The organism is Janthinobacterium sp. J1-1 (genome assembly GCF_030944405.1).
Classification (GTDB): domain Bacteria; phylum Pseudomonadota; class Gammaproteobacteria; order Burkholderiales; family Burkholderiaceae_D; genus Janthinobacterium.
On sequence record NZ_CP132339.1, the window covers coordinates 1,274,914 to 1,301,086 of the forward strand.

The 26,173-nt window shown below is 63.4% G+C and carries 27 protein-coding genes, 2 tRNA genes, 1 rRNA gene and 1 riboswitch; of the genes, 9 read left to right on the forward strand and 21 right to left on the reverse strand.

Annotated features, from left to right (window positions below):
* Nucleotides 1-55 precede the first annotated feature (55 nt).
* The 5 genes from argJ (at nucleotide 56) to Q8L25_RS05775 (ending at nucleotide 3,311) form a co-directional block, all read left to right on the forward strand.
* Nucleotides 56-1,294, forward strand: a complete 1,239-nt coding sequence (argJ, locus tag Q8L25_RS05755; RefSeq protein ID WP_308923963.1) for a bifunctional glutamate N-acetyltransferase/amino-acid acetyltransferase ArgJ — start codon at nucleotides 56-58, stop codon at nucleotides 1,292-1,294.
* The gene (locus Q8L25_RS05760) at nucleotides 1,291-2,172 is read left to right on the forward strand and encodes an ATP-binding protein (RefSeq protein WP_308923964.1); all 882 of its coding nucleotides are present in this window, start codon (nucleotides 1,291-1,293) and stop codon (nucleotides 2,170-2,172) included. The genes argJ and Q8L25_RS05760 overlap by 4 nt, the downstream gene beginning before the upstream one ends.
* Nucleotides 2,169-2,591 carry an NUDIX domain-containing protein gene (locus Q8L25_RS05765; RefSeq protein WP_308923965.1) on the forward strand — a complete coding sequence of 141 codons (423 nt, stop codon included), beginning with the start codon at nucleotides 2,169-2,171 and terminating at the stop codon, nucleotides 2,589-2,591. Before Q8L25_RS05760 ends, Q8L25_RS05765 begins: the two co-directional genes overlap by 4 nt.
* Nucleotides 2,592-2,674: 83 nt before the next feature.
* The gene (locus tag Q8L25_RS05770) at nucleotides 2,675-2,890 is read left to right on the forward strand and encodes a DNA-binding protein (protein ID WP_308923966.1); all 216 of its coding nucleotides are present in this window, start codon (nucleotides 2,675-2,677) and stop codon (nucleotides 2,888-2,890) included.
* On the forward strand, nucleotides 2,874-3,311 hold the full coding sequence (locus tag Q8L25_RS05775; RefSeq protein WP_308923967.1) for a VapC toxin family PIN domain ribonuclease: 438 nt from the start codon (nucleotides 2,874-2,876) through the stop codon (nucleotides 3,309-3,311). The genes Q8L25_RS05770 and Q8L25_RS05775 overlap by 17 nt, the downstream gene beginning before the upstream one ends.
* 112 nt (nucleotides 3,312-3,423) lie before the next feature.
* Here the strand turns inward: Q8L25_RS05775 and yacG are convergent, their stop codons facing one another.
* The 8 genes from yacG to Q8L25_RS05815 all read right to left on the reverse strand — a co-directional run bounded on the left by yacG (nucleotide 3,424) and on the right by Q8L25_RS05815 (nucleotide 9,620).
* A complete protein-coding gene (yacG, locus tag Q8L25_RS05780; RefSeq protein ID WP_308923968.1) occupies nucleotides 3,424-3,615 on the reverse strand; it encodes a DNA gyrase inhibitor YacG in 192 nt (63 codons plus the stop codon).
* Between the two features lie 11 nt (nucleotides 3,616-3,626).
* The gene (gene zapD, locus Q8L25_RS05785) at nucleotides 3,627-4,382 is read right to left on the reverse strand and encodes a cell division protein ZapD (RefSeq protein WP_308923969.1); all 756 of its coding nucleotides are present in this window, start codon (nucleotides 4,380-4,382) and stop codon (nucleotides 3,627-3,629) included.
* A 62-nt stretch (nucleotides 4,383-4,444) separates the two neighbouring features.
* On the reverse strand, nucleotides 4,445-5,104 hold the full coding sequence (gene coaE, locus Q8L25_RS05790) for a dephospho-CoA kinase (protein WP_308923970.1): 660 nt from the start codon (nucleotides 5,102-5,104) through the stop codon (nucleotides 4,445-4,447).
* Nucleotides 5,105-5,117: 13 nt separating this feature from the next.
* On the reverse strand, nucleotides 5,118-5,987 hold the full coding sequence (locus Q8L25_RS05795) for an A24 family peptidase (RefSeq protein WP_308923971.1): 870 nt from the start codon (nucleotides 5,985-5,987) through the stop codon (nucleotides 5,118-5,120).
* Between the two features lie 104 nt (nucleotides 5,988-6,091).
* Entirely contained in the window at nucleotides 6,092-6,424 is a 333-nt protein-coding gene (locus Q8L25_RS05800; protein ID WP_308923972.1) for an XRE family transcriptional regulator, read from the reverse strand.
* Nucleotides 6,421-6,768: a type II toxin-antitoxin system RelE/ParE family toxin gene (locus Q8L25_RS05805; RefSeq protein WP_308923973.1), complete on the reverse strand. Its 348-nt coding sequence runs from the start codon at nucleotides 6,766-6,768 to the stop codon at nucleotides 6,421-6,423. The genes Q8L25_RS05800 and Q8L25_RS05805 overlap by 4 nt, the downstream gene beginning before the upstream one ends.
* A gap of 96 nt (nucleotides 6,769-6,864) precedes the next feature.
* Nucleotides 6,865-8,061, reverse strand: a complete 1,197-nt coding sequence (locus tag Q8L25_RS05810; RefSeq protein WP_308923974.1) for a type II secretion system F family protein — start codon at nucleotides 8,059-8,061, stop codon at nucleotides 6,865-6,867.
* Nucleotides 8,062-8,135: 74 nt separating this feature from the next.
* Nucleotides 8,136-9,620, reverse strand: a complete 1,485-nt coding sequence (locus tag Q8L25_RS05815; RefSeq protein WP_308923975.1) for a DHA2 family efflux MFS transporter permease subunit — start codon at nucleotides 9,618-9,620, stop codon at nucleotides 8,136-8,138.
* 200 nt (nucleotides 9,621-9,820) lie between these two features.
* Here Q8L25_RS05815 and Q8L25_RS05820 point away from each other — a divergent pair, with 200 nt between their 5' ends.
* Nucleotides 9,821-10,975, forward strand: a complete 1,155-nt coding sequence (locus Q8L25_RS05820) for a hypothetical protein (RefSeq protein WP_308923976.1) — start codon at nucleotides 9,821-9,823, stop codon at nucleotides 10,973-10,975.
* Between the two features lie 3 nt (nucleotides 10,976-10,978).
* Here Q8L25_RS05820 and Q8L25_RS05825 read toward each other — a convergent pair whose 3' ends face one another.
* The 13 genes from Q8L25_RS05825 to cobT all read right to left on the reverse strand — a co-directional run bounded on the left by Q8L25_RS05825 (nucleotide 10,979) and on the right by cobT (nucleotide 23,826).
* Nucleotides 10,979-12,433, reverse strand: coding sequence for a cobyric acid synthase (locus tag Q8L25_RS05825; RefSeq protein WP_308923977.1), 1,455 nt, complete (start codon nucleotides 12,431-12,433; stop codon nucleotides 10,979-10,981).
* A complete protein-coding gene (locus Q8L25_RS05830; RefSeq protein WP_308923978.1) occupies nucleotides 12,430-13,227 on the reverse strand; it encodes an ABC transporter substrate-binding protein in 798 nt (265 codons plus the stop codon). Before Q8L25_RS05830 ends, Q8L25_RS05825 begins: the two co-directional genes overlap by 4 nt.
* Nucleotides 13,224-14,132 (reverse strand): cobalamin-binding protein, encoded by a 909-nt coding sequence (locus tag Q8L25_RS05835; protein ID WP_308923979.1) that lies wholly within the window; start codon nucleotides 14,130-14,132, stop codon nucleotides 13,224-13,226. Before Q8L25_RS05835 ends, Q8L25_RS05830 begins: the two co-directional genes overlap by 4 nt.
* Nucleotides 14,129-15,121 (reverse strand): threonine-phosphate decarboxylase CobD, encoded by a 993-nt coding sequence (gene cobD / locus Q8L25_RS05840; RefSeq protein WP_308925659.1) that lies wholly within the window; start codon nucleotides 15,119-15,121, stop codon nucleotides 14,129-14,131. Before cobD ends, Q8L25_RS05835 begins: the two co-directional genes overlap by 4 nt.
* Nucleotides 15,114-16,067, reverse strand: coding sequence for an adenosylcobinamide-phosphate synthase CbiB (cbiB, locus tag Q8L25_RS05845; protein ID WP_308923980.1), 954 nt, complete (start codon nucleotides 16,065-16,067; stop codon nucleotides 15,114-15,116). Before cbiB ends, cobD begins: the two co-directional genes overlap by 8 nt.
* Entirely contained in the window at nucleotides 16,061-16,627 is a 567-nt protein-coding gene (gene cobU / locus Q8L25_RS05850; RefSeq protein WP_308923981.1) for a bifunctional adenosylcobinamide kinase/adenosylcobinamide-phosphate guanylyltransferase, read from the reverse strand. Before cobU ends, cbiB begins: the two co-directional genes overlap by 7 nt.
* Nucleotides 16,628-16,634: 7 nt before the next feature.
* Nucleotides 16,635-17,267 carry a cob(I)yrinic acid a,c-diamide adenosyltransferase gene (gene cobO / locus Q8L25_RS05855; protein WP_308923982.1) on the reverse strand — a complete coding sequence of 211 codons (633 nt, stop codon included), beginning with the start codon at nucleotides 17,265-17,267 and terminating at the stop codon, nucleotides 16,635-16,637.
* A 1-nt stretch (nucleotide 17,268) separates the two neighbouring features.
* Nucleotides 17,269-18,036, reverse strand: coding sequence for an ABC transporter ATP-binding protein (locus Q8L25_RS05860; RefSeq protein WP_308923983.1), 768 nt, complete (start codon nucleotides 18,034-18,036; stop codon nucleotides 17,269-17,271).
* 7 nt (nucleotides 18,037-18,043) lie between these two features.
* The gene (locus tag Q8L25_RS05865; protein ID WP_308923984.1) at nucleotides 18,044-19,069 is read right to left on the reverse strand and encodes an iron ABC transporter permease; all 1,026 of its coding nucleotides are present in this window, start codon (nucleotides 19,067-19,069) and stop codon (nucleotides 18,044-18,046) included.
* A gap of 85 nt (nucleotides 19,070-19,154) precedes the next feature.
* On the reverse strand, nucleotides 19,155-21,026 hold the full coding sequence (locus Q8L25_RS05870; protein ID WP_308923985.1) for a TonB-dependent receptor domain-containing protein: 1,872 nt from the start codon (nucleotides 21,024-21,026) through the stop codon (nucleotides 19,155-19,157).
* Between the two features lie 136 nt (nucleotides 21,027-21,162).
* Nucleotides 21,163-21,398: riboswitch (cobalamin riboswitch) on the reverse strand.
* 17 nt (nucleotides 21,399-21,415) lie between these two features.
* Nucleotides 21,416-21,997, reverse strand: a complete 582-nt coding sequence (locus tag Q8L25_RS05875) for a histidine phosphatase family protein (protein ID WP_308923986.1) — start codon at nucleotides 21,995-21,997, stop codon at nucleotides 21,416-21,418.
* 3 nt (nucleotides 21,998-22,000) lie between these two features.
* Nucleotides 22,001-22,786 (reverse strand): adenosylcobinamide-GDP ribazoletransferase, encoded by a 786-nt coding sequence (locus Q8L25_RS05880; RefSeq protein ID WP_308923987.1) that lies wholly within the window; start codon nucleotides 22,784-22,786, stop codon nucleotides 22,001-22,003.
* A gap of 2 nt (nucleotides 22,787-22,788) precedes the next feature.
* Nucleotides 22,789-23,826 (reverse strand): nicotinate-nucleotide--dimethylbenzimidazole phosphoribosyltransferase, encoded by a 1,038-nt coding sequence (gene cobT, locus Q8L25_RS05885; RefSeq protein ID WP_308923988.1) that lies wholly within the window; start codon nucleotides 23,824-23,826, stop codon nucleotides 22,789-22,791.
* A gap of 501 nt (nucleotides 23,827-24,327) precedes the next feature.
* Between cobT and Q8L25_RS05890 the strand changes: the two genes are divergently transcribed.
* The 3 genes from Q8L25_RS05890 to Q8L25_RS05900 all read left to right on the forward strand — a co-directional run bounded on the left by Q8L25_RS05890 (nucleotide 24,328) and on the right by Q8L25_RS05900 (nucleotide 26,119).
* Nucleotides 24,328-25,858 (forward strand): 16S ribosomal RNA (locus tag Q8L25_RS05890).
* Nucleotides 25,859-25,956: 98 nt separating this feature from the next.
* Nucleotides 25,957-26,033: transfer RNA gene (locus Q8L25_RS05895), tRNA-Ile, on the forward strand.
* A 10-nt stretch (nucleotides 26,034-26,043) separates the two neighbouring features.
* Nucleotides 26,044-26,119: transfer RNA gene (locus tag Q8L25_RS05900), tRNA-Ala, on the forward strand.
* Nucleotides 26,120-26,173: the final 54 nt, after the last annotated feature.

The window sequence follows — 26,173 nt, forward strand, 5'->3', positions numbered from 1 at the left end:
GCTGGCGCGAAGGCGCTACAATAGCGCTTCCTTTTCCCCTCGCAGAAGAACTCATATGGCCGTCAATTCTCCCAAGCCCGTCGCCGCCGACCTGAAAGCCGTCGCCGGTATTGAAATCGGTGTTGCCGAAGCCGGCATCAAGAAGCCGAACCGCAAGGATTTGCTGGTATTGAAGCTGGCGCCGACCGCCACCGTGGCCGGCGTGTTTACCTTGAACCGCTTCTGCGCCGCGCCGGTGCAGATCTCGAAAGCCAACCTGGCGGCCGTCACCGCCGGCGCCGCGCCGATCCGCGCGCTGCTGGTCAACACCGGCAATGCCAATGCGGGCACGGGTGAATCGGGCCTGGCCGCCGCCCAGGACAGCTGCGCCGCGCTGGCCGAGTTGCTGGGCTGCACGCCGCAGCAGATCCTGCCGTTTTCCACCGGCGTGATCCTCGAACCCCTGCCGGTACAGCGCCTGGTGGCCGGCCTGCCGCAAGCCGTCGCCGCACTCACGCAAGATAACTGGTTCTCGGCGGCCGAAGCCATCATGACCACCGACACGCAGCCGAAAGCCGGTTCGCGCACGGTCACCATCGAGGGCCATACGGTCACCCTGACCGGCATCAGCAAGGGCGCCGGCATGATCAAGCCGAACATGGCCACCATGCTCGGTTTCCTGGCATTCGACGCCACTGTGGCCCAGCCGGTGCTCGATCAACTGGTCAAGCAGGCGGCCGACAAATCGTTCAACTGCATCACCATCGACGGCGACACGTCCACCAATGACTCCTTCATGCTGGTCGCCACCGGCGCCGGCAGCCTGGTGATCGACTCGGTCGATGCGCCCGGCTACGCCGCACTGGCCGCCGCCGTCACCGAACTGTCGACCTTTCTCGCGCAAGCCATCGTGCGCGACGGCGAAGGCGCGACCAAGTTCATGACCGTGACCGTGGAAGACGGCCGCAGCATGGAAGAGTGCCGCAAGATCGCTTATTCGATCGCCCATTCGCCGCTGGTAAAAACCGCGTTCTTTGCCTCCGACCCGAACCTGGGCCGCATCCTGGCCGCCATCGGTTATGCCGGCGTGGACGACCTGGACGTCAGCCTGCTGAACCTGTACCTGGACGATGTATGGGTGGCCAAGAATGGCGGCCGCAATCCCGACTACCAGGAGCAGGACGGCCAGCGCGTGATGCAGCAAAGCGAAATCACCATCCGCGTGAAACTGGCGCGCGGCGATGCTGCTGCCACCGTCTGGACCTGCGACCTGTCGCATGATTACGTGTCGATCAACGCCGACTACCGTTCATGACCGGCCTCGAACAATTCCTGCAGCGCGCGGAAAGCCTGCTGGCGCGCGTGGAGGCGATCCTGCCGGCCGCCACGCCGGCCGTCGACTGGAACAGTTTTGCCTTTCGCTGGCGCCGGCGGCAGGGCGCCGCCAGCCATCTGCAGGCGGTGGCCCATGTGTCGAACATCGCACTCGATGACCTGCACAATATCGGCACGCAAAAGGCCCAGATCGAGCAGAACACGCGCCAGTTCGTCAGTGGCCGGCCGGCCAACAATGTGCTGCTGACGGGCGCGCGCGGCACCGGCAAGTCGTCGCTGATCAAGGCCTGCCTGAACCAGTTTTCTGGCCAGGGCCTGCGCCTGATCGAGGTCGACAAGGCGGACCTGGCCGACCTGCCCGACATCGTCGACCTGGTGGCGGCGCGCCCCGAGCGCTTCATCATCTTTTGCGACGACCTGTCGTTCGAAGAAGGCGAGAGCGGCTACAAGGCGCTGAAGGTGGCGCTGGACGGCAGCATCGCCGCGCAGTCGGACAATGTGCTGATCTATGCCACCTCGAACCGGCGCCATCTGATGCCGGAACGCATGTCGGACAACAGCAGCTACAAGACCGACGACGATGGCGACCTGCATCCGGGCGAAACGGTGGAGGAAAAGATTTCCCTGTCCGAACGCTTCGGGTTGTGGCTGTCGTTCTATCCGTTCAAGCAGGATGATTACCTCGATATCGCCGCGCACTGGCTGGCCTCGTTCGGCTGCAGCCCGGAACAGATCGCGCAAGCGCGCGGCGACGCCCTGCGCTGGGCCTTGCAGCGCGGCTCGCGGTCGGGCCGGGTGGCGTGGCAGTTTGCGCGCGATTATGCGGGTAAACTTCCTGCCGGAAAGCTGCCGCAATGAGCGAGGTGAAAGTCAAACCGGTCGATGTCGCCGTCGGCATCCTGATGAAACCGAATGGCGATGTCCTGCTGGGCCAGCGCCCGGCCGGCAAACCATATGATGGCTATTGGGAGTTTCCCGGCGGTAAAGTCGAGCCGGGCGAAGCCATCCTCGATGCGCTGAAACGCGAGTTTGTCGAGGAACTGGGCCTGCAGATCGACAGCGCCGAAGCCTGGTGCGGCGTGGAGTATGTCTATCCGCACGCCCATGTGCGGCTGCATTTCTATATCAGCCGCGACTGGCGTGGCGAGCCGCAAAGCCTGGAAGGCCAGGCCTTTGCCTGGCAGGGCACGGTGGGGGTGGAGCCCTTGCTGCCGGCCACGATTCCCCTGCTGGAATGGCTGGACGTGGTGCGCCGCGAAAGTACGACATCGGCTTGACGGCCCGCGCCTGATTGCCGCTCCCGCCTTGCATTACACGGTCTTTCCGCTAAAGTCATTGATGACGATAGCGGGAGACTCGCATGGCGCTGACCCTGACCCTGACCTTCAACGACGCCGATGAACTGCTGCTGGCCGCGCTGCACAAGCGCGCCCGCGCCCATGGCCGCAGCATCGAGGAGGAGCACCGCGACATCCTGCGCAGCGTGCTGCGTCCGCTGCCCAGGCGCCCGCTCGACGATATCCTGCGCGGCATGCCCGACGTGGGCAGCGAGGCCGACTTTGGCCGCGACCAATAGCATGCCCGGCTATCTGCTGGACGCCGACGTGGTCAACGCCGCGCGCAAGGGAGCCAAGGCGCCGCCCGGCGTGCGATCCTGGTTCGAGCGGGTGGCGCCCGACGAGCGCTACCTGCCGGTGCAGGCGGTGGCGCAATGGCGCGCCGGCATCCGGCAGCTATGGCGGCGCGGCGCCAGCATGGAAGCGCTGGCGATGGAAGGCTGGCTGGAGGCGGTGTTGCGCGAGTATGCGGCGCGCCTGCTCGAGTTCGATCTCGATTGCGCGCTGGTGTGGGCCCGCTTGCAGGACCACGGTAGGGGTGTCGATGGCCAGATCGCGGCGATGGGCATCGCCCATGGCCTGACGGTGGTCAGCGGCCGGCTGGACCGCTATGCGGGATCGGGCCTGCGGCTTGAAAACCCGTTTAGTCATAACGCCTGACAAAACCGTAGCGAGCGGATGTGAATTGTGGCTGAGAAGCGGAGCTGTGCGAATGCACAGTGAGCATCGGTGGCCGCAAGTCGCGCCGCGCAGTAGGTTTGGTCAGATGTTATTAATGCGCGGGTTTGTTTTCTTCATCATCCAATGGATCGTCGAGCGGGTCGGCGGCCGGGATCGTGTATTTCTCTTCGGCCCAGGCGCCCAGATCGATCTGCTTGCAGCGATTCGAACAGAAGGGGCGGAAGGTATTGGCCTCGGTCCATTCGACTTTGGCGGCGCAGGTAGGGCAGTTAACAACGGTCATGGCAAGAACAATTAAAAATTACACAGCGTGAGCTCGAAGGGGACATCTTCTTCGAGCGGCTTGGGTTTCAGGTCGCCGCCCTGGGTGGTAAAGCGCACCCACAGCATGTATTTATTGGCGGAGATTTCGGGAATCGCGCCGCTGGCCTCGTCGAGGCTCAAACGCAGCATCTGGTAGACCTTACCTTGCAGCATTTGCTGGAAGCTGCCGGCATTGGCGATCAGCTTGACGGGACCGCCCGAATCGCGCAGCAGGCGCAGCACCAGCGCCAGCGCGTCGAACAGCGGCGCCAGCGGGGCGAACCAGGCCTGGATATCGGCCAGGCGCTGTTCCGAGCTGCGCTGCTGCCAGGCATAGTAGGACGGCAAGTCGAATTCGCAGGCGCCGCCGGGAATGATGGTGCGGCCGCGGATGCTCATCAGCCATTCATTGTCGCGGATATTCTGCCCGGTCTTGCCTTGCGCCGCCACCAGGGCGCCGCTAACGCTGTCGAGTTCGCCGAGGATGGCGTCCAGGGTTTCCGGTTCCACGTTCGGATTGCTGCGGTAGCCGAGCAGGCTCTGGCGCTGGCGTTCGAGTTCCTGCAACAGATCGGACTTCAGGTCGGCGCGGCCGGCCACTTCCAGCATGTCGAAGATAGTTGCCAATGCAACATGGTGCTGCATCGCGTGCTCTTGCTGGACGAAGAACTTGAATTTGTCGTACAGGTCTTCCAGCCGCAACAGCGTACGTATGCGTTCGTTGAAAGGGTATTCGTAGACAATCAAAATAATTCCCTTAAGTATGGACCTGCAAGCAATCCCGTGATTCTGAACCAAGCGTCGACAAATTACAAATGCTGCGAGGCCATTCCCGCCATTCTTTTTGAAAATGCCAGATATACCTCGTGCAAGAGGGCGATCTGCGGTTCCAGGGCCGCCAGGTCGCCATTGTTATCGATCACATCATCGGCCGCTCCCAGGCGCATGGCCCGCGTCGCCTGCGTCGCCATGATGGCTTTCACTTGTGCTTCCGACAGGCCATTGCGCTGCATCACGCGCGCCACCTGCAGGCTTTCCTGGCAGTCGATCACCAGCACGCGGTTGACCCGTTCCACCCAGCCGCCCGATTCGACCAGCAGTGGCACGGCAAAGATCACATAGCTGCCGGTGGCGCCGGCCGCGGCCGCCAGGGTGGCCGCGCGGATGCGCGGATGCAAAATCGCTTCCAGCCGGCGCTTGGCCTGCGGATCGGAAAACACCAGTTCGCGCATTTTGGCACGGTCCATCGCGCCGTTCGCGTCAAGCATCCCGGCGCCAAATTCCGCCAGCAGCGCCGGCATGGCCGCGCCATTGGCGGCCGTCAGGCTGTGCGCGATCTCGTCGGTATCGACGATGGAGGCGCCGCGCGCGGCAAACAGATTGGCCACCGTGCTCTTGCCGCAGCCGATGCCGCCGGTCAGGCCGATGCTGAAATAAGGTGCGCCGTGCGTCGTGCCAGATTCTGTCATGTGTTCCATTCGGTCAGCCCACCAGACCCAGGGTCAGCTGCGACAGCGGCGCGCCATACAGCAGGGCGATCACGCCGGCGGCGGCCAGGTAGGGACCGAAGGGAATGGGTTTGTCGCGCCCGCGTTTGGCAAACACGATCAGGACGATGCCGACCAGCGCGCCGACCACGGACGACAATAAAATAATCGTCGGCAGCATGGTCCAGCCCAGCCAGGCGCCCAGCGCCGCCAGCAATTTGAAGTCACCATACCCCATTCCTTCCTTGCCTGTCGCCAGCTTGAAGGCCCAGTAGACGCTCCACAGGGCCAGGTAGCCGGCAGCCGCGCCGATCACGGCGTCGGCAAGCGGCACGAAGGTGCCGTTGATATTGACCAGCAACCCCGCCCACAGCAGCGGAAACGTCAGGTCGTCGGGCAGCATCTGCGTATCGGCGTCGATAAAGGTCATGGCGATCAGCAGGAAGGCGAACAGCAAAGTGGCCAGCCCGGTCCAGCCGCTGCCGAAATGCCAGACCAGCAGCGCCGACAGCGCGCCCGTCAACATTTCCACCAGCGGATAGCGCGGCGAAATCGGCGCCTTGCAGGCGCGGCACTGGCCGCGCAGGGCCAGGTAGCTGACGACGGGAATGTTTTCCAGCGCGGTGATGCGGTGGCCGCAGGCGGTGCAGTGCGAATGCGGCAGCATCAGATTGTATTTGTCGGTGTGCGGCGGCGGCTTGCCGCTTTCCACCGCCACGTAATTGTCGGACTCGCGCTGCATCATCTTCGGGATGCGGTGGATCACGACATTGAGAAAGCTGCCGACGATCAGGCCGAACAGGGCGGCGACCAGCGTGACGAACAGATTGCCGGGCGCGGCGAACAACAGGGTATCTTGCAGCATGGTGGTCTAGTCAGGGTGGGATGTTGCCGTGCAAACAGTTGCCGGCACTGCGCAGTGTAAAACATCCTCACCCTTCCGGGGAACTTTCGGCAGACCGCCGCTGCTTACGCGATCGAGAACATCACCCGCTTGCCGGTGCGCGCCAGCATGTCGACCAGCGCGTCGATGGTGAATTTCGGGGTTTTCCTGTTGATCATGTCGGATACGCGCGGGCGCGTCACGCCAAGGATCTGCGCGGCATCGGCCTGCTTGAGGTTTTCGGTAGCCATCCACAGCGCCAACTCTCCCATCAGTTTTTCCTTGATGGCGATCTTGTCCGAGATGATGCGCTGCGACTGCGCCTGCAGCGCCTGCGCTTCCGCGGGTTCAAAGCCCAGGTCGGCGAAGACGTTGCCGCCAGCGGGCGTGATGCGGGCTGATTTGGTGTTGATGCTCATTGCGTGTTCCTTTCCTTGATCACGGCTTTATAACGGGTGCTGGCAATCTGTTTATCCTGCCCGGATGTGGCGTTGGTTTTCTTCTTGAAACAGTGCAACACATACACGGCTTCGGCAAACTTGGCCACGTACATGACGCGGAACCAGCCGTCATCGAGATTGACGATGATTTCGCGTGTACCCGCGCCGACTTCGTCGAACGGCTTCCAGCGGTCAGGCTCCAGCCCCGCCTGCACCTGGCTCAGCTGGTGGCCGGCCTCGCGCCGCGCGTTGACGGTAAAGATGGCGTCGTCCTTGATATCGTCGAGCGAGCTGCCACGCCAGTCGATCGGTTTCTCGTTCATCGCGATTTCTCCCGAGTGTATCAAATTTTATACGGCCATCGCAAGCGCCTCGTGCGCGTTGCGCACCATGCCCTTGCGCTATCTCAACCCCACCCGTCAAATCACCGCTCCCAGCTTGAAAATCGGTAAATACAAGGCGATCACCAGGCCACCCACCAGCACGCCCAGCACCACCATCAGCGCCGGCTCCAGCAAGGATGCAAGGATGGTGACGGTGCTGTCGATCTCCGCTTCGATGATGTCGGCCGCGCGCGACAGCATGGCGTCGAGGGCGCCCGATTCTTCGCCGATCAGGGCCAGTTGCGTCAGCAGCTCGGGAAACACGCCGCTGTGGCCCATGGCCAGCGCCAGGCTGCCGCCGGCGCGGATCTCGCGCTCGATGCGCATGGTGGCGTCCTGATAGACGATGTTGCCGGCGGCGGCGCCGACCAGGGCCAGCGAATCGAGCAGGGGCACGCCGGCGGCGTACATGGCGGCCAGGGTGCGGGTCCAGCGGGCGATCGCCGCGCGCCGCAGCAGCGGGCCGAACAGGGGAAGACGCAGCGATTGCTGCTGTGCGTGCCGGCGCAACTGCGGCCAGCGGCGCCAGGCCAGGCGCAGCAGCAGTGCCAGCGCCAACAGCGCGGCCAGTAGCCAGTACCACGATTGCACCAGCAGGCGCGACAGCTCCATGACCAGCAAGGTGGGCAGCGGCAGCGGCGCGCCGAAGCTGTCGAAGACTTGCCGGAAAGCCGGTACCACTACAGTGAGGATAATCGAGGTAACGAGGATGGCGACGGCCACGATGGCCAGTGGATACATCAGCGCACCGCGCAGCTGGCGGCGCAGGGCGATGGCTTTTTCCTGGTGCGTGGCCAGGCGCGCCAGCAGCTCCTGCACGATGCCGGCCTGTTCGCCGGCCGCCACCAGGTTGCAATACAGTTCGTCAAACAGGTGGGGAAACTGGCGGAAGGCTTGCTGCAGGCTGCCGCCGGCTTCGATATCGCGGCGCAAGTCCTGCATCAGCTGCGTCATGGCCGGCTTGGCATGGCCCTTGCCGGCGATCTCGAAGGCGGTCAGCAGCGGCACGCCGGCGCCCATCATGGTGGCCAGCTGGCGCGTAAACAGCGCGATATCCTTGTGGCGGATGGCCTTGCCCGGTGCCGCGCGCCGGGCCTGCACGCGGGTGGCCAGGATGCCCTGGCGGCGCAGCAGCACGGTGGCGGCAGCGGCGTCGGTGGCGCGCAGCATGCCTGCTACCCGCTTGCCGTGGCGGTCCTTGCCTTCCCATGCGAACCGCCGCTCGATCGCCATGTGCGCCTCCCGGTACACAGTAGCACCGGCGCGGCCAGGGCCGCCAGCGTGGCGTCGCGGCGGCTTGAGGCCGCTCAGTCCTTGCTGGTTTGCGTTGTCGTCCGGACTTCCGTCTGCACCACCGCTTTCGCCTTGACTTCGGCCAGGTCGTCTTCATCGACATCGCTGCCCTTGCTGATGCTTTCGCCATCCGTGCGGCGCAAGGTCCAGAAGGTCAGCGAAGACAGGATCGTCACCACCGCCAGGGTCAAAAAGGCATGGTGCAGGGCGGTGCTCAGCATGGCGCGATTCGACTGTGGCATGTCGCCCAGGTACCAGCCCGTGATCAGCGAACCGAAGGCCAGGCCAAAGCTCATCGACAGTTGCTGCATCGAACTGGCAATCGTGCTGGCCATGCTGGAGTCGGCCTTGTCGACATCGGCGTAGGCGATGGTGTTCATGCTGGAAAACTGCAGCGAATTGAAAAAGCCCAGGCACAGGCTGATGCCGACGATGACGTACAACGGCGTGCCGGCGCTCACTTGCGAAAACATGGCGATGGTCACGCCGATCAGCACCGTATTGACGATCAGCACTTGCCGGTAGCCGAAGCGGGCCAGCACGCGCGCGGAAATGAATTTCATGCCCATCGCGGCGGCGGCCGACGGCATCATCAGCAAGCCCGACTGCCAGGCCGGCAAGCCCAGGCCCAGCTGGTACAGCAGCGGCAACAAAAACGGCAGGCCGCCGACGCCCAGGCGCGTGACAAAACCGCCCACCACCGAGACGCGGAAGGTGCGCACCTTGAACAGCGCCAGGCGCAGCAGCGGGTGCAGCACTTCGCTCGAATGCCAGACGTAGGCCGCCAGCAGGCTGATGGAAATAAACAGCAGCACGGCGAACGAGGTGGGATCGACGCGATGCTCGCCGAACACTTCCAGCAGCCACGACAGCAGGGCAATGCCGGTGCCGAACAGCACCAGGCCGATCAGGTCCAGCGGACGCGGCTTGTCGCCATAGTAGTCAGGCATGTAGCGGTGCGCCAGGTACAGCGCCGCCAGGCCGACCGGCACGTTGACGAAGAAAATCTCGCGCCACGACAGCCAGTGCACGATCAGCCCGCCCACGGTAGGCCCCAGCAAAGGGCCGATCAGGGCCGGGATGATGACGAAATTCATTGCCGCCAGCAGCTGCGACTTGGGAAAGGTGCGGATGATGGTCAGCCGGCCGACCGGCATCATCATCGCCGCCCCGACGCCCTGCAGCAGGCGCGCCGCCACCAGCATCGGCGAATTGACGGACAGGCCGCACAGGATGGAGGCAATCGTGAAAATGGCGACGGCGGCGGAAAACACGCGCCGGGTACCGAAGCGGTCGGCCATCCAGCCGCTGATCGGGATGCACACGGCCAGGCTCAGGATGTAACTGGTAACCACCGCTTTCAGGCTCAGCGGCGTGACATTCAGGCTGGCCGCCATGCTGGGAATGGCGGTATTGACGATGGTGGAGTCGAGCTGCTCCATGAAGAGGGCGGTGGCGACCACCCACGGGAGGTAGCTTTTAACGGCGGAACTGGACATGGGTAGACAGCCTGAGGAGGGTGGAACGGAGCCGACAGTGATGGAATTGTCACATAAATGGCGCCGTCATGCCGGCGGCTTGCTTGCCATCATGCTGTCGCCGTTGAAAGTCCATGGAACAATTGTTCTATAGTAATATTTCCACGCCATCATTAGCATGGGGACTGACCTTGTATCCTCACCCTGGAAAGTCCCATCTCATGAAAAACGTCTTCCCGCTTTTGTTGCTGGGCGCTGCCCTGTCCGCCTGTGGCGGCGGCAGCGACAGTTCGCCTGCCGCGCCCGTCACGCCACCGGTGGTGGTCACGCCGCCCGTCACGCCTGTGGCCGATGCCGTGACGGTGGCTTCGCAAGCGGTGGCCGCAGCAGCAGGCTTGACCGTGATCGCCGGCGCCAATGCGGACGAGAGCGTGTACGATGTGGCGGCCGAGATCGGCGACACCTGGCGCATCACGTTTGACAATGTGAAGAAAACCTTCAGCGTGAAGGTACTGTCGACGCAGTTCGGCCTGGTCGACCGCAGCGGCAGCTATACGGCGGTCACCAGCGGCAATATCACGACCTATACGGGCACCGACCTGAGCCTCGCCGTCGATGCGCGCACGCGCTTGCTGACGGGAACGATCAAACTGGGCAACATGAGTTCGAACGTCAGCGGCAGTGGCTATGCCGCCACCGATGTGGCCAAGCTGGCCGGCAATTATATTTTCCTCGGCGCCATGCGCAACGCCTCGAACGGCGGCAGCCCCTTCAACCCGAAAGGCAGTCTGCGGATCGCTGCCGACGGCAGCGCGCAACTGTGCAATGGCGGCGTGTTCAATGCGCAAGGCGCCTGCACGGCCATCTCGCCGCAACTGGCGGCGGAAAACGCCAGCCTGACTTTGGTCCGGGATGCGGCGCGCGGGTTGATCATCGCCCGCCAGGGACAGCAGGATTTCGGCATCGTTCATGTGCATGCCGGCGACCGCGGGCTGGCGCTGTTCATCGACCGCTACGGCCGCAACCAGGAAAACGTGCTGCGCGTGGGCACCATGGTGGCGGCCAAGCAGCAAAAGATCGGCACCGAGATCGCCGGCAGCTACGCCTGCGTGGCGCCCGGCATCAGCGCAAAAATCGTGGTGGCCGGCAGCACCGCCACCATCACCAACAACACCGCCGGCAAGACGCACGATGAAGCCATCACCATCAACAAGCTGGGCCTGGGTGCGCAAGCCGTCGATTTCGACGGTATCGCCGTGTTCAAGGACCCGGCCGACGTGCCGGCCGATTACTCGATGTTCATGCCGGTGTCGTCCAGCATGGCGGTCGAGTTTTCGACCGACCGCACCTACATGGGCACCTGCCTGAAAAACTAGGCGTCAGTATTCGTGGCGTTCCAGCGCCGCCATCAACGGCATGGCCGCATCGGCAATCCGCTCCAGGCTCGCTTCGCGCAGCGCGCCGGTATCGACCACATGGCTGGACTCCAGCCGGGCCCAGCGCAGCAGGGCCGAACAGGCGGCGGGGGTATCGAACATGCCGTGCAAATAGCTGCCCAAAATTTGCCCGTCGCCGGATACCGCCCCTTCCGGCCGGCCATCGATCAAAAAGGCCGGCTGATCGAGCGCCGCGCCGAGCGACACGCCCATATGGATTTCATAGCCGCAGACCAGGGCCTTGTCCGCGCCCGCAAACGCACACTGGCCGGTCACCTGCACCAGCCGCTTGTCGGCCGTCAGCTCGGTCGTCATCGCCAGCAGGCCCAGTGCGGCGGACACGCCCGCGTTTCCCTCCACCCCGAGCGGATCGCGCACGCTCTCGCCCAGCATCTGGAAGCCGCCGCAGATGCCGATCACCTTGCCGCCATAGCGCAGGTGTTTTGCCAGATAGGCGGGCCAGCCTTCATGCCGCAGCCATGCCAGGTCGCCGCGCGTGTTCTTGCTGCCGGGCAGGATCACCAGATCGGCCGGTGGTATCGGCTGGCCCTGTTTGATAAAATGCAGATCGATGCCCGGATGGGCGCGCAGCGCGTCGAAATCCGTATGGTTGCTGATGCGCGGCAGCTGCGGCACCACTACCGTGAATGCCCCGCGTTCGGCCTGCATGGACTCCACCGCATCTTCCGCGTCGAGGAACAGCCCCTGCAAATACGGCAGCACGGCCAGCACCGGCTTGCCCGTCTGCTGTTCCAGCCAGTCCACGCCCGGCTGCAGCAGCGAGATATCGCCGCGAAAGCGGTTGATGACAAAGCCGATAATGCGCGCCCGTTCGCTGTCCGACAGGCAGGCCAGGGTGCCGATAATGTGGGCGAACACGCCGCCACGGTCGATATCGGCGACCAGGATCACGGGGCAGTCGACGGCTTCCGCAAACCCCATGTTGGCGATATCGCGCGCGCGCAGATTGATCTCGGCCGGGCTGCCCGCGCCTTCGACGATCACCGCCTGGTACTGCTGGCGTAGCCGCGCGTAGGATTCCAGCACCGCAAGCATGGCGACGGTCTTGTATTGCTGGTAGTCGCGCGCATCCATTTCGGCGCGCACCTTGCCGTGGATAATCACCTGGGCGCCCGTGTTCGACGACGGTTTCAGCAGCACCGGATTCATGTCGGTATGCGGCGCGATGCCGCACGCCATGGCCTGCAGCGCCTGCGCGCGGCCGATCTCGCCGCCGTCGGCCGTCACCGCGCTGTTCAGGGCCATGTTCTGCGGCTTGAACGGCGCGACGCTGACACCGCGCCGCCTGATCAGCCGGCACAGGGCGGCGACGATGGTGCTCTTGCCGGCGTCCGAGGTCGTGCCCTGCACCATCAGGGTGTGGAACGGCACCGTCATGCTTGCTGCGCCTGCCACAGGGCGACCATATCGCTGATCTGGCGCAGCCCTTCGGTAATGGCGGCAGGTCCGGGCGACAGAATGTCGGGCGACTTGATCTCGAACACCATGCCGTTTTGCACGGCCGGGATGGTGTCCCATTGCGGGCGCGCCGTCAGTTGCAAGGGCTGGAATTTCTTGCCGCACCAGCTGGCGATAATGATGTCGGGCGCACGCCGCACCACGTCCAGCGGGTCGGCGATAATGCGTTCCTTCGCGCCCGGCTGTGCGGACAATTCCGGAAACGCATCGGCGCCGCCGGCCAGTTCGATCAGCTCCGCCGCCCAGCCGATGCCGCTCATCAAAGGCTCGTTCCACTCTTCGAAATAGATCACCGGTTTGCTTGTCCAGGGCGCGGCGCGCTGCTGCGCGCGGGCGAGGTCGGCGCGCAGGCTGGCGACCAGTTCCCGGCCCGCTTCCTCTCGCCGCACCAGCGCCGCCAGCACGGCGATCATGCGCACAATCCCCTCGACCGTGCGCTGGTTGAACTGGTGCACCTCGACGCCGGCCTTGACCAGGTCGCGGCAGATATCGGCCTGCATGTCGCAAAAGCCGATCACCAGGTCCGGCTGCACGGCCAGGATGCGTTCCAGGCTGGACGAGGAAAAGCCGCTGATCTTGGTTTTTTCTTCGCGCGCGCGCGGCGGGCGCACCGTAAAACCGGAGATGCCGGCGATAACGTCTTCGGCGCCGAGCGCGTACAGCGTTTCCACCGCTTCGGTCGACAGGCAGGCGATGCGCTGGTAGTGGCTCATTTGGCTGCTTTCGCGGCAGGCGTATTGCGGTGCTGGCGGGCCAGTTCCAGTTTTTCGCACATGGCGGCGGTGCCGTCGACCATGCGCGGGCCGGCGCGGTTCAGCAGATCGCCATTCAGGCGGAACAGATTGTTGTTGCGCACCGCCGCCAGGGACGGAAAGACACGCCACATGGCCAGGCCGCCTTCGCTGTCCGCATCGCTTTTTTCGCTGGTGGCGAAGATCGCTTCCGGATTTTCCTGCAGCACGCCTTCGGCCGTGACGACCGGCGCCACCACCTTCATCGCGCCAAACACATTCTGGCCGCCGCACACGCGCATGGCGTCGCTGATGATGCTGGCGCCACTGATGGTGTACAGCGGCTTGTCCCACACCTGGTAAAACAGGCGCACGGGCGGGCGCTGCGCGTATTGCGCCCTCATGCTGGCCAGCCTGGCGCGCAGTTGCGTGGCGGCCGGCGCGGCCACTTTTTCCGTGCCCATCAGCTGACCCAGGCGCTCCATATTGTTCGGGATATCAGCCAGCTTTTTCGGATCGCTGTGATAGATCGGCACCTTCAGCTGGCGCAGCATGGCGATCTGGCGCTCGGCGCTGCCGTGCATCCACACCACGATCAGGTCCGGCTTCATGGCGATGATGCGCTCCATGTCGTACTGGCGGTTGTCGCCCACGTTGGCGATTTTTTTTGCCGCTTCCGGATAGTCGCTGTAGCTGACCACGCCGACGATTTTCTCGCCGCCGCCGGCCGCGAACAGCAGTTCGGTGATATGCGGCGCCAGCGCCAGGATGCGCTGCGCCGGCTTCTCCAGCGTGACGGCATTGCCGTCGTCATCGCGCACGGTGATGGCGGCGTGCGCAGGCAAGGCCAGCACGGTGGCCAGCAGTGTCATCGTCCAGTATGTCATGTGTTTTCCTTGTTCCATGCGATCAGTGCCTGCTCCAGCTGCTGCCAGGCGGGTTCATTGGGCGGCAGCCCCAGTCGGATGCCGCGCGCCGCATGGCGGAACAGCCGCACCCAGATGCCGCGTTCGGCCATATGGCGGTGAAAGTCCTCGGCGCGCGCTTCCGGCCACCATTGAAACAGCGCGCAGCCCGTGCTGGCGATGCCGCATGACGCCAGCAACTGGCGCAGCCGTTCGCCCTGATTTTTCAGGCGCGCGCGCATGGCCTGCTGCCAGCCGGTATCGGACAAGGCCGCCAGCGCCACCTGCTGCGCCGGGCCGCTGACGGTCCATGGCCCCAGCATCGCGGCCAGCTTTTCCAGCAGCGTGGGATGCGCCGCCACAAAGCCCAGCCGCAAGCCCGCCAGGCCAAAGAACTTGCCGACCGAGCGCAGCACGAGCAGTCCGGGCTGGCCGGCATATGCACCGAGGCTGGCCGCATCCTCCGTGTCGCCAAACGCCTCGTCGACCACCAGCCAGCCGCCGCGCGCCGCCAGTGTTTCAGCCCACGCCAGCAGCTGTTCGGGGGCGATGCGCGCGCCGGTGGGGTTGTTCGGATTGCAGACCACCAGCACCTCGCACTCGTCGACGGCGTCGTTCAACTGCGCGTACGGCACCTGCCGCAGTTGATGGCCATGCTGGCCCCAGTGGTGGGCGTGTTCCGCATACGAGGGGGCGGCGACCACCACGCGGCCAGGCGCGCGCAAGCGGGGCAGGGCCTGGATGGCGGCCTGCGTGCCGGCCACCGGCAGCATGGCCGGCGCGCCGTAATACGCGCAGGCGGCATCGGGCAGCGCGGGATCGGCTTCCGGCAGGCGGTGCCAGGCGTTTGGGGTGGTAGCGGGCACCGGATACCAGTGCGGATTGATGCCGGTCGACAGGTCGATCCACTGTTCCAGCGGCCGGTCGTAGGCGCGCGCGGCCTCGCGCAGATTGCCCCCGTGTTCAAGCAACATGGCGTCCTTGCAGATAAAACAGTCCGGCGGCCAGCGCCACCCAGACCAGCCACAGCACGGTGGTCTCCATCACCAGGCGCCAGGCGCGGTCGATATCGCGGGCTGCCGCCGGCAGGCCGCTGCCCAGCGGCGGGCGCCGTTCCAGTTCGCCATCGTAGACGGCGTCGCCACCGAGGGCCAAACCCAGGGCGCCCGCGCCGCTGGCCATCACCGGGCCGGCGTTCGGGCTGCCCCAGGCTGGCGCCTGCGTGCGCCAGCATTGCCAGGCGCGTTTTTTATCGGCCATGGTTTTTCCCAGCACGACGTAGGACAGGGCGGTCAGGCGCGCCGGCACATAGTTCAGCACATCGTCGATGCGCGCGGCGCAGCAGCCGAACCAGTCATAGCGCGGCGTGCGGTAGCCCCACATGGCGTCCAGGGTATTGGCCAGGCGGAAAAAGACGGCGCCGGGGCCGCCGGCAATCGCAAACCAGAACAGGGTGCCGAACACGGCGTCATTGCCGTTTTCCAGCAGGGACTCGGTGCTGGCCTTGGCCAGGCTGGCAGCGTCGGCATTGGCTGTATCACGGCTGACGATGCGCGCCGTCAGCCGGCGCGCGGTGCCCAGGTCGCCCGCAACCAGCGCCGCGGCGATCGGCTGGTTATGGTCGCGCAGGCTGCGCAGTCCCAGGCACAGGTACAGCAAGAACACGTGCAACGCGGCGCCGGCCAGGCCGCACAACCACCATGCAGCGTACGTGATCGGCACCACGGCCAGCGTCCACGCCAGCGCGCCGCGCATAAAACGCGCGCGGCCCAAGTTGAGAGCACGCTCGATGGCGCCGGCCAGCTTGCCAAAGCCGACCAGCGGATGCCAGCGCCGCGTCTCGCCCAGAATCAGGTCGAGCAGCACGCCGGCCGTCATCAGGCCGGCCAGCAGCGGCAGCGAAAAGCCGCTCAGCATGGGCCGCCTTTCAGATACAAGGGCAGGCCGGCGGCGACGAATACCGCCCGATCGCAGATGGCCGCCACCGCTTGATTCAAGCGTCCCGCTTCATCGGTAAAGCAGCGCGAAATGGCGCCGACCGGCACGATGCCCATCCCGACTTCATTCGACACCAGCACGATGTCGCAGCCGCTGTTTTCCAGTTCGGCCAGCGCGTACAGCAGATGCGCGCGCTCGCTATGGAACAGTTCGGGCAGCACGATGTCGCCCACGTCCGGATACGCCTCGCCCGACGAAAACATCAGATTGGTCAGCCACAGGGTCAGGCAATCGACCAGCAGCAACCGGCCCGGCTGCGCATGCGCCAGCAGGGCCGCGCCCAGGCGCAGCGGCTCTTCCACCGTGGGCCAGGTATTCGGGCGTTGTTCCCGATGATGCGCGATGCGCGTCGCCATTTCGCCGTCGCCGGCCTGCGCGGTGGCGAGATACACCACCTCCTTGCCCGAGTCACGGGCCAGCCGTTCGGCATACACGCTCTTGCCCGAGCGCGCGCCGCCAAGCACCAGCGTCCGTGTCATGCGACCTTCACCATTCCGTGCCGGCCTGCGCACCGATGCCGGCCGCGTAAGCATGCTTGACCACCGCCATCTCGGTCACCGTGTCGGCAATCGCGATCAATTCCTCGGGCGCGCCGCGGCCGGTAATCACCACGTGCTGCATGGCGGGGCGTTCCAGCAGGTCGGCGATCACCTTGTGCACGTCCAGGTATTTGTATTTGAGGGCGATATTGAGTTCGTCGAACAGCACCAGGCCGTAGCTGGGATCGGCCAGGAAAGTCTTGGCCTGTTCCCACGCCAGCTCGGCTTTTTCGATATCGCGTTCGCGGTTCTGGGTTTCCCAGGTATAGCCTTCGCCCATCGCATGAAAGCTGATTTCGTCGGGGAAGCGGCGCAGGAATTTTTCCTCGCCGGTCGACATCGCGCCCTTGATGAACTGCACCACGCCCACTTTCATGCCATGGCCCATGGCCCGGATCGCCATGCCGAAGCCGCTCGAACTCTTGCCTTTGCCATTGCCGGTGTTGACGATGATGATGCCGATTTCCTTGTCGGCCTTGGCGATCGCCGCGTCGATGATGGCTTTTTTGCGCTCCATGCGTACGCGGTGGCGTTCGTTGATTGCCGCGGTATCGTCGTTCGGTGGGGTGGTGTCGCTCATGTCAGTCCTCTTTCGGTATGAATATCTTGCGTTTGCCGTGTTCGATGATCTCGATCGGGTGGCCCAGGTAGTCGCCCAGGATGGATGCCTGCATGACCTCGGCCACGCTGCCGGCGAGCCAGCCGCCATCGCCCATCATCAGCAGCGCGTGGCTCGATATGCCGTGCGCCAGGTTCAGGTCATGGCCCACCATCACCACGGTTTTGTTCTGTTCGCGGCACAGTTTGGACAACAGTCCCATCACGCTGACCTGGTGCGCCAGGTCCAGCGCGTTGGCCGGCTCGTCGAGTAATAATATGGGCGTATCCTGCGCCAGCATGGCGGCGATCGCCACGCGCTGGCGCTCGCCGCCGGACAGGCTGCGCACGTCGCGTTCGGCCAGGTGTGCCACTTCCATCGCCGCCAGCGAGGCGAGCGCGATCCGCTGGTCGTCGCTGCCTTCCCAGTAATGGTTGTCGTGGTAGGGGTGGCGGGCCGACAGCACGGTTTCGATCACGCGGTAGGAGAACGCGTCGTGGCGCGCCTGCGCCAAAAAGGCGCGCTGGCGCGCCAGCGCACCCAGCGGCCAGTCGATCAGTGCGCGGCCCTGTATCGTGACGTGGCCGGCATCGGGGTCGCGCAGGCCGGCCAGGGTGCGCAACAAGGTGCTTTTGCCGGCGCCATTGCGGCCGATGATGCTCCAGCATTCGCCTTCGCCGATGCGCCAGTTCAGGTTTTCCAGCAGGGTACGGCTGCCTGCCTTCAGGCCCAGTTGGTAGGTACGTATCATCGTGGCCTCATTTGCGGCGCAGCCGGTGCAGCTGATACAGGAACACGGGGGCGCCTATCATTGCCGTCACCACGCCGACCGGCAGCTGCAAGGGCGCCAGCACGGTGCGCGCGACGGTGTCGGCCAGTACCAGAAAGGTGCCGCCGGCCAGCGCCGCAGCGGGAATCAGCACGCGGTGGTCGGGGCCGCAGGCAAAGCGCAGCGCGTGCGGCACGATCAGGCCGACGAAGCCCACGCTGCCGGCGCTGGTGACGGCGCTGGCCGTCAGCAGGCCGGAACAGAAAAACAGGCCCTTGCGCAGCGCGCCCACGCGCACACCGAGGGTAGCCGCCGCTTCCGCATGCAGCGCCATCACGTTCAGGGAACGAGCGCTGCGCAGTGCGAAAATCATGACCGCGCCCAGCACCAGCCAGGGCATGGCGCGCGATGGCGCGCCGGACAGGTCACCGATCATCCAGAACACCATGCTGCGCAAGCGGCTTTCGGGGGCGATCGACAGCATCAGGGTGACGATGGCCATGCAGGCCGACGACAGGATCACGCCTGTCAGCAGCAGCATTGACGCGCCGCCTTCGGCCGCCGTGCCGCCGCGCAGGTCGCGCCGGGCAAACAGATACAGCAGCATGGAGACGCCGACGGCGCCGGCAAAGGCGGCCGCATCGACCACCCACAGAGAACACATGAACAGCAGCGCGGCCAGGGCGCCGACCGAGGCGCCGGACGAGATGCCCAGTACATACGGGTCGGCCAGGGGATTACGCAGCAGCGCCTGCATCATCACGCCGGCCAGCGACAGCGCGGCGCCCGTGACAAAGGCGGTCAGCGCGCGGCCGAGGCGCAGGTCGAGCAGGGTGGCGGCAAGGGTATCGGGGTGGCCCTGAATAAGGTGAAACAGGGCGGACGGCAGGTCGGCGAGCGGGATCGCGATCGAACCGGTCATGCCGGAGAAAATCAGGCTGACAACCGCGCACACGAGCAGTGTCGCGAGGATCACCGTCGCGCGGTGGCGCATGTTGCGGAAAAATGGATGCATGCATACCTTGAAAACGGGGACTGCGGAACCGCACTGCGGGCGATGGCGTTACCGTCACCGCCCGCAGCTTACATCAACAAGTTGCTTACTTCATGCCGTAGCGTACGCCCACGAAGAATTTCGAGCCTGGGGTCGCGTAGAAGCGGGCCAGTTCGTAGTCCTTGCCGGCGATATTGTTCCAGCGCGCCAGTACCGACCAGTCAGGATTGACCTGGTAGGTGGCGTACAGGTTGACCAGGCCATAGCCGCCCAGGGTGGTGGTGTTGGCGGCGTTTTCAAAACGCTTGCCCGACAACTGCCATTCGGCGCCGGTGGTCAGCGCGCCCAGGCTGTAGTCGGCGGCAAAGCTGGCGTGACGCTTGGCGCGGCGTACCAGTTGCTTGTCCTTGGTTTCATCGCGTGGATCTTGCAGGTCGATATTGCCTTGCACATTGAAGGCGCCGAACTTGCGCGAACCGGCAATCGTCAGGCCTTCCAGCAGCGCCTTGTTGACGTTGTAGGCGCAGCCGAATGTGCCGGTGAAGGTCGGGTCCGGGCAAGGCGTGGTGTTGACCAGCAGGTCGGTGATCTTGTTGTGGTAGTAGCTGGCGCTCAGTTTCGAGACGCCGTCGTCATAGCGCAGGCCCAGTTCGGCGTTGCGGCCGCGTTCCGGCTGGTTCGTCGCCAGGCCATAGCCCGGGTAGTACAGCTCATTGAAGGTCGGCGCGCGGAAGCTGGTGCCGTAGCTGGCGGTGGCGCGCAGGGCATTGGTGAAGCGGTAGCCGTAGGCGATGCTGCCCGTATTGTGGTTGCCGAATGCCGAGCTGTCGTCACGACGGCCGCTGATGCTGGCCAGGTGCGCGCCGCGTACCAGGTTGTACGAGACGGCGAACGACTTGGTGTTGCGCGAGCCCGTTACTTCCGGCGTGCTGCTCGACATCACGTCTTCGTCGCGGTAGCTGGCCAGCACTTGCAGGTTGTCGCGGCCGAAACGGATGTCATTCTGCCAGGTCAGGTCGGTCTGCTTGGTGTCGATCTGGCTCTTGCCCCACGATGCGGCGGCGCTGTCGTCGCCCGACTTGTCGCGCGCTTCCGCATAGCGCAGTTCGCTGGTCCAGTTGGGCAGGAATTCGTTCTTGGTAAATACCGAGATGTTTTCCAGCTTCTGCTTGCTGCGCGAGTCGTAGCCCGGGCCGCTGTCGTACTGGGCGTCCAGTTTGCTGTTCAGGAATGCCAGGCCCACCTGGTGGCCCTTGGCCATCTGGTAGCCGATCTGGCCGCTGACGTTTTCCTTGTCGTAGCCGTCTTTATCCGGATTGTAGGTGAACGACGAGGCGCCCAGCTTCGAGGCCGAGTAGCCATCCGATTTTTCCTTGCTCGCTGCCAGCGAGTAGCTGAAGCTGTTGTAGCCGCCGGTGGCGCCTGATACCTGTGCTTCGGCCTGGCGTGTGTTGTTGCTGCCGTAGCCGGCCGCCGCGGAGAAGCGCGCAGGGCCTTCGCCTTTCTTGGTGAAGATCTGGATCACGCCGCCGATGGCGTCGGCGCCGTACATGGTGCTCAGCGGGCCGTAGACGATTTCAATGTGGTCGATGCTCGACAGGGGCAGGGCGCTCCAGTTGGCCGTACCCAGGGTGGACGAGCCGATGCGCACGCCGTCGACCAGCACGATATTCTGGTTGCTGTTGGCGCCGCGGATAAAGACCGATGCCGAGGTGCCCGGGCCGCCGTTGCGCGCCACTTCGATGCCGCGCTGTTTTTGCAGCAGGTCGACGACCGAGCTGGCGCCCGAGCGTGCGATGTCTTCCGAGCTGATGGTTTGCGTGTCGCTCAGTACTTCGCTCAGATGCTGCGGATAGCGGTTGGCGGTAATGACGACAGGGTCAAAAGTATCGGTGGTGGCTTGGGCAAAAGCGGAAGGCGCAGCAATGGCTAGCGCGAGCGACGTCAGGGCCGCGTGGCGGGAAACAGCAAGGGTCATGATAATTTTCAGTAAGTAAGAAGCAACCAGCCGACGTCCCCGTTGGCCAGATTGAACAGAAGTACGGAACTGAGGATGACGCTCGAAGACGGCCTGGAATACTTGGGCCAGTCGGATACGCGAACCTCCCCGTTCACACACTTCCACCTGTTCTGGCCGGTATCCGGGCTGCAAGCGAGGCTGTCCTACCTTCCCATGCCGCTATCGGCACAGTGGTTGTCAGGGACAGCTTGTCGGGCGCTTTCGAGTCGAAAGCGGCGACACTTGTTTACCGTTGCGGGGGCAGCACACGTTGGCCTTGGCTCGGCATCGTGTTTCCCGTTTAACTGCATTCATGACATGAACGCGGGCACCAAAACCCTGCCATTATACGTGCAGCCGGGCCGGACTCATATGGCTGGCGTGACTATAGCTCGCTGAAAATCGAGCGTCACCACTGCGCCATAGGCGATTTTGTGTGCGCCGGAAGCGGCCAGCAGGGCGGTTTCCGCCAATGGCAGGCCGGCCTGCAAGGCCGACAGCAGGCGGATGGTGCCGGCATGGCAAATGACGATGACGGCCGCGTGTTGTTCGCGCAACAGATCATCGAGAAACGCCGCAACGCGGGTGGCCATCGCCAGCACGTTTTCGCCGCCGCCCGGCCGGTAATGCGCCAGATCAAAGGCCCAGGCGTCGATCTCGCCGCGTGCGATGTCGTGCCAGGCGCGCAGTTCCCAGCTGCCGAAATCCATTTCCATCAGGCGCGCATCGTGCGTGAACCGGCTGGCCCGCAGATCGCCTGCCAGCGTTGACGCCAGCGCGGCGCAGCGCGACAAGGGACTCGTATACATGGGCAGATGCGTCGGCAAACTGCCGCGCAGGCTGGCGCGTGCCGCCGCCAGAATGTGTGGCGCTACTGCAACATCGCTGCTGCCATAGCAGATGCCGCTGGCGACGTCCGGCGCCGGATGGCGCACCAGGATCAATTTCATCGCTTAATAAAAGCGCAGGGATGGCTGGAAGCTGGTCAGGATCGCCAGGTAGACCGCCACCTCCGCCACCTGCTGCACGGCGCCCAGGCAGTCGCCCGTATAACCTTGCAGGCGGCGCTGGCATTTGCGGCCCAGGAACCAGGCGCTGGCGGTGGCCGCCAGCACTGCCAGTGCCAGCGCGCTCCAGTCCAGCAGTCCCAGCAAGCCACAGATCACTGCCGGCAGCAGGCCACAGATGGCGGCGATCACAAATTCCCCGGTGCTCATCGATTGAGCCATCGGCTTGGACTTGCCCTCGTCGCGCGCGTAGTCCATGGCCCAGATCAGCGACACGGCCGCCAGGCGCGACAGCGGGTGGGCGATAAAGAACGCTGCTGCGACGATCTCGGGCGGCAGCGACACCAGCGCGCCAGCCTTGATCGCCAGCAGGCACAGGATGCCGATCGCACCATACGCACCGATGCGCGAATCCTTCATGATCTCCAGCACCCGTTCGCGCGTCAGGCCACCGCCGAAGCCGTCGCACATGTCGGCAAAGCCGTCTTCATGAAAAGCGCCCGTCAGGTAGATGCCGGCGGCGACGGCCAGAAGCACGGCCACGTGCGACGGCAGCAGCCAGCTCGCCAATATATAAACGGCGGCGCAGATGCCGGCGACCACCACGCCCACCAGCGGAAAATAACGCGACGACTGCTGCAGCCACTCGGGCTGGTAGCCGACCCAGCGTGGAATCGGCAGGCGCGTGAAGAACTGCAGCGCGGTAAAGAACAGACGCAATTGATGCAGCATGATCAGTGTGTCGACTTTTCGCTGACCTGGGCCGAGCCGAAGGTCGCCATCTGCGCCAGGAAATTGACGGCCGCATGCAGCAGCGGCAGGGCCAGCGCGCTGCCCGTGCCTTCGCCGAGGCGCAGGTCCAGCTGCAGCAAAGGCCGCGCATCCAGGCTGGCCAACAACTGGCGGTGGCCGTTTTCGTCAGAGCAGTGCGCAAACACACAGTAATCGAGGATGGCCGGCTGCAAGCGTGCCGCCACCAGCAGTGCGCTGCTGACGATAAAGCCGTCGATCAGCAGCACCATGCGGCGTTCGGCCGCCTTCAGCATGGCGCCGGCCATCATGGCAATTTCAAAGCCGCCAAAGGTGGCCAGCACATCGAGCGCTTCCATGGCCTGCGCATGTTTGATCACCGCCGCTTCGATCACGCGCTGCTTGTGCAGGACGCCGTCTGCGGACAATCCCGTACCGGCGCCCACGCACTGCGCCACCGGCGTGCCGGTCAGCTTGTGCATCAGCGCGGCGGCGGCGGTGGTATTGCCGATGCCCATTTCGCCAAAGCCCAGCACATTGCCAGGCAGGGTGTCGACCAGGTCCATGCCGGCCTGCATGGCGGACGCGCACTCTTGCGCCGTCATCGCGGGTTCCTGCGCGAAATTGCGGGTACCCTGACCTTGCTTGCGGTCGAGCAAGCCGTCGCGCGGGCCGAAGTCATGTTTCACGCCCGCGTCCACTATATATAAGGCGCTGTTGTTCTGGCGAGCAAACACATTGATGGCCGCGCCATTGCCCAGGAAGTTTTCCACCATTTGCCAGGTGACGTCCTGTGGATAGGCGGAGATGCCTTCGGCGACCACGCCATGGTCGGCAGCAAACACGATAATCGCCGGTTCGGTGATTGCGGGCTGCGTGCTTTGCTGGATCAGGCCAATCTGGCGCGCCAGGGCTTCCAGGTGGCCCAGGCTGCCCAGCGGCTTGGTCTTGTGATTGATGGCGTGGTCGAGCTCGCCGGCCAGGGTGGTGTTGGCCGTGGATGGGATATGGGGAATAGGCATGAAAGTAAGTGGATGCGGTGCAAGGATGCTGGTGTCACGATATCACACAGCAATATTCGAGAACGCCAAAAATGCCTCTTGCAGACTTTTCAAGGCAGGGATATAATTCGCCCCCTCGCTGAACGACGCATGCAAATGCCGAGTGAAGCAGAAAAAAGAAGGTGTTGACGGATTTAGTGAAATGCTTCATACTCTTCCTTCTTCGTAGATGACAAACACAACGCTTTGTCGATAGCGCGAATCGCAGAAATGCGGCAGTACCGAATACCGTTCTTTAACAATTAACAGTCGATAAGTGTGGGCATTTGATGAAGTGCAGCGTTGATCTTCGGATTGACGTCAAACTTAAAATATCAAATGTTCACAAGAAATAATGAAATAGGACGCTACGAAAGTAGTGGCCTGTCAGTTTTTTGAGTGAGCAAACACCTCGCAATGCGAGGGGTTTGAACCGATTAAAAGGTTCGACCATGCCGGTAAAATGGCAAAGTAACAGAGATTAAACTGAAGAGTTTGATCCTGGCTCAGATTGAACGCTGGCGGCATGCCTTACACATGCAAGTCGAACGGCAGCACGGAGCTTGCTCTGGTGGCGAGTGGCGAACGGGTGAGTAATATATCGGAACGTACCCTGGAGTGGGGGATAACGTAGCGAAAGTTACGCTAATACCGCATACGATCTACGGATGAAAGTGGGGGATCGCAAGACCTCATGCTCGTGGAGCGGCCGATATCTGATTAGCTAGTTGGTAGGGTAAAAGCCTACCAAGGCATCGATCAGTAGCTGGTCTGAGAGGACGACCAGCCACACTGGAACTGAGACACGGTCCAGACTCCTACGGGAGGCAGCAGTGGGGAATTTTGGACAATGGGCGCAAGCCTGATCCAGCAATGCCGCGTGAGTGAAGAAGGCCTTCGGGTTGTAAAGCTCTTTTGTCAGGGAAGAAACGGTGGGAGCTAATATCTCCTGCTAATGACGGTACCTGAAGAATAAGCACCGGCTAACTACGTGCCAGCAGCCGCGGTAATACGTAGGGTGCAAGCGTTAATCGGAATTACTGGGCGTAAAGCGTGCGCAGGCGGTTTTGTAAGTCTGATGTGAAATCCCCGGGCTCAACCTGGGAATTGCATTGGAGACTGCAAGGCTAGAATCTGGCAGAGGGGGGTAGAATTCCACGTGTAGCAGTGAAATGCGTAGATATGTGGAGGAACACCGATGGCGAAGGCAGCCCCCTGGGTCAAGATTGACGCTCATGCACGAAAGCGTGGGGAGCAAACAGGATTAGATACCCTGGTAGTCCACGCCCTAAACGATGTCTACTAGTTGTCGGGTCTTAATTGACTTGGTAACGCAGCTAACGCGTGAAGTAGACCGCCTGGGGAGTACGGTCGCAAGATTAAAACTCAAAGGAATTGACGGGGACCCGCACAAGCGGTGGATGATGTGGATTAATTCGATGCAACGCGAAAAACCTTACCTACCCTTGACATGGCTGGAATCCTTGAGAGATCAGGGAGTGCTCGAAAGAGAACCAGTACACAGGTGCTGCATGGCTGTCGTCAGCTCGTGTCGTGAGATGTTGGGTTAAGTCCCGCAACGAGCGCAACCCTTGTCATTAGTTGCTACGAAAGGGCACTCTAATGAGACTGCCGGTGACAAACCGGAGGAAGGTGGGGATGACGTCAAGTCCTCATGGCCCTTATGGGTAGGGCTTCACACGTCATACAATGGTACATACAGAGCGCCGCCAACCCGCGAGGGGGAGCTAATCGCAGAAAGTGTATCGTAGTCCGGATTGTAGTCTGCAACTCGACTGCATGAAGTTGGAATCGCTAGTAATCGCGGATCAGCATGTCGCGGTGAATACGTTCCCGGGTCTTGTACACACCGCCCGTCACACCATGGGAGCGGGTTTTACCAGAAGTAGGTAGCTTAACCGCAAGGAGGGCGCTTACCACGGTAGGATTCGTGACTGGGGTGAAGTCGTAACAAGGTAGCCGTATCGGAAGGTGCGGCTGGATCACCTCCTTTCTAGAGTTTGCACGAGGCAGCAATGCTTCACCATCAAATGTTCACACTTATCGGCTGTTTAATTAAGAAGAAACAGTAGTCGTCAGTAGCACCGCGTTGGGGCTGTAGCTCAGCTGGTTAGAGCACCGTGTTGATAACGCGGGGGTCGTTGGTTCGAGTCCAACCAGCCCTACCAGTCATACCCAGGGGGATTAGCTCAGCTGGGAGAGCACCTGCTTTGCAAGCAGGGGGTCGTCGGTTCGATCCCGTCATCCTCCACCAAGTACTTGAAAGTGCAAACGTAAGCCGGTAGGTTTAGGTTTGATCTTTTAGCGA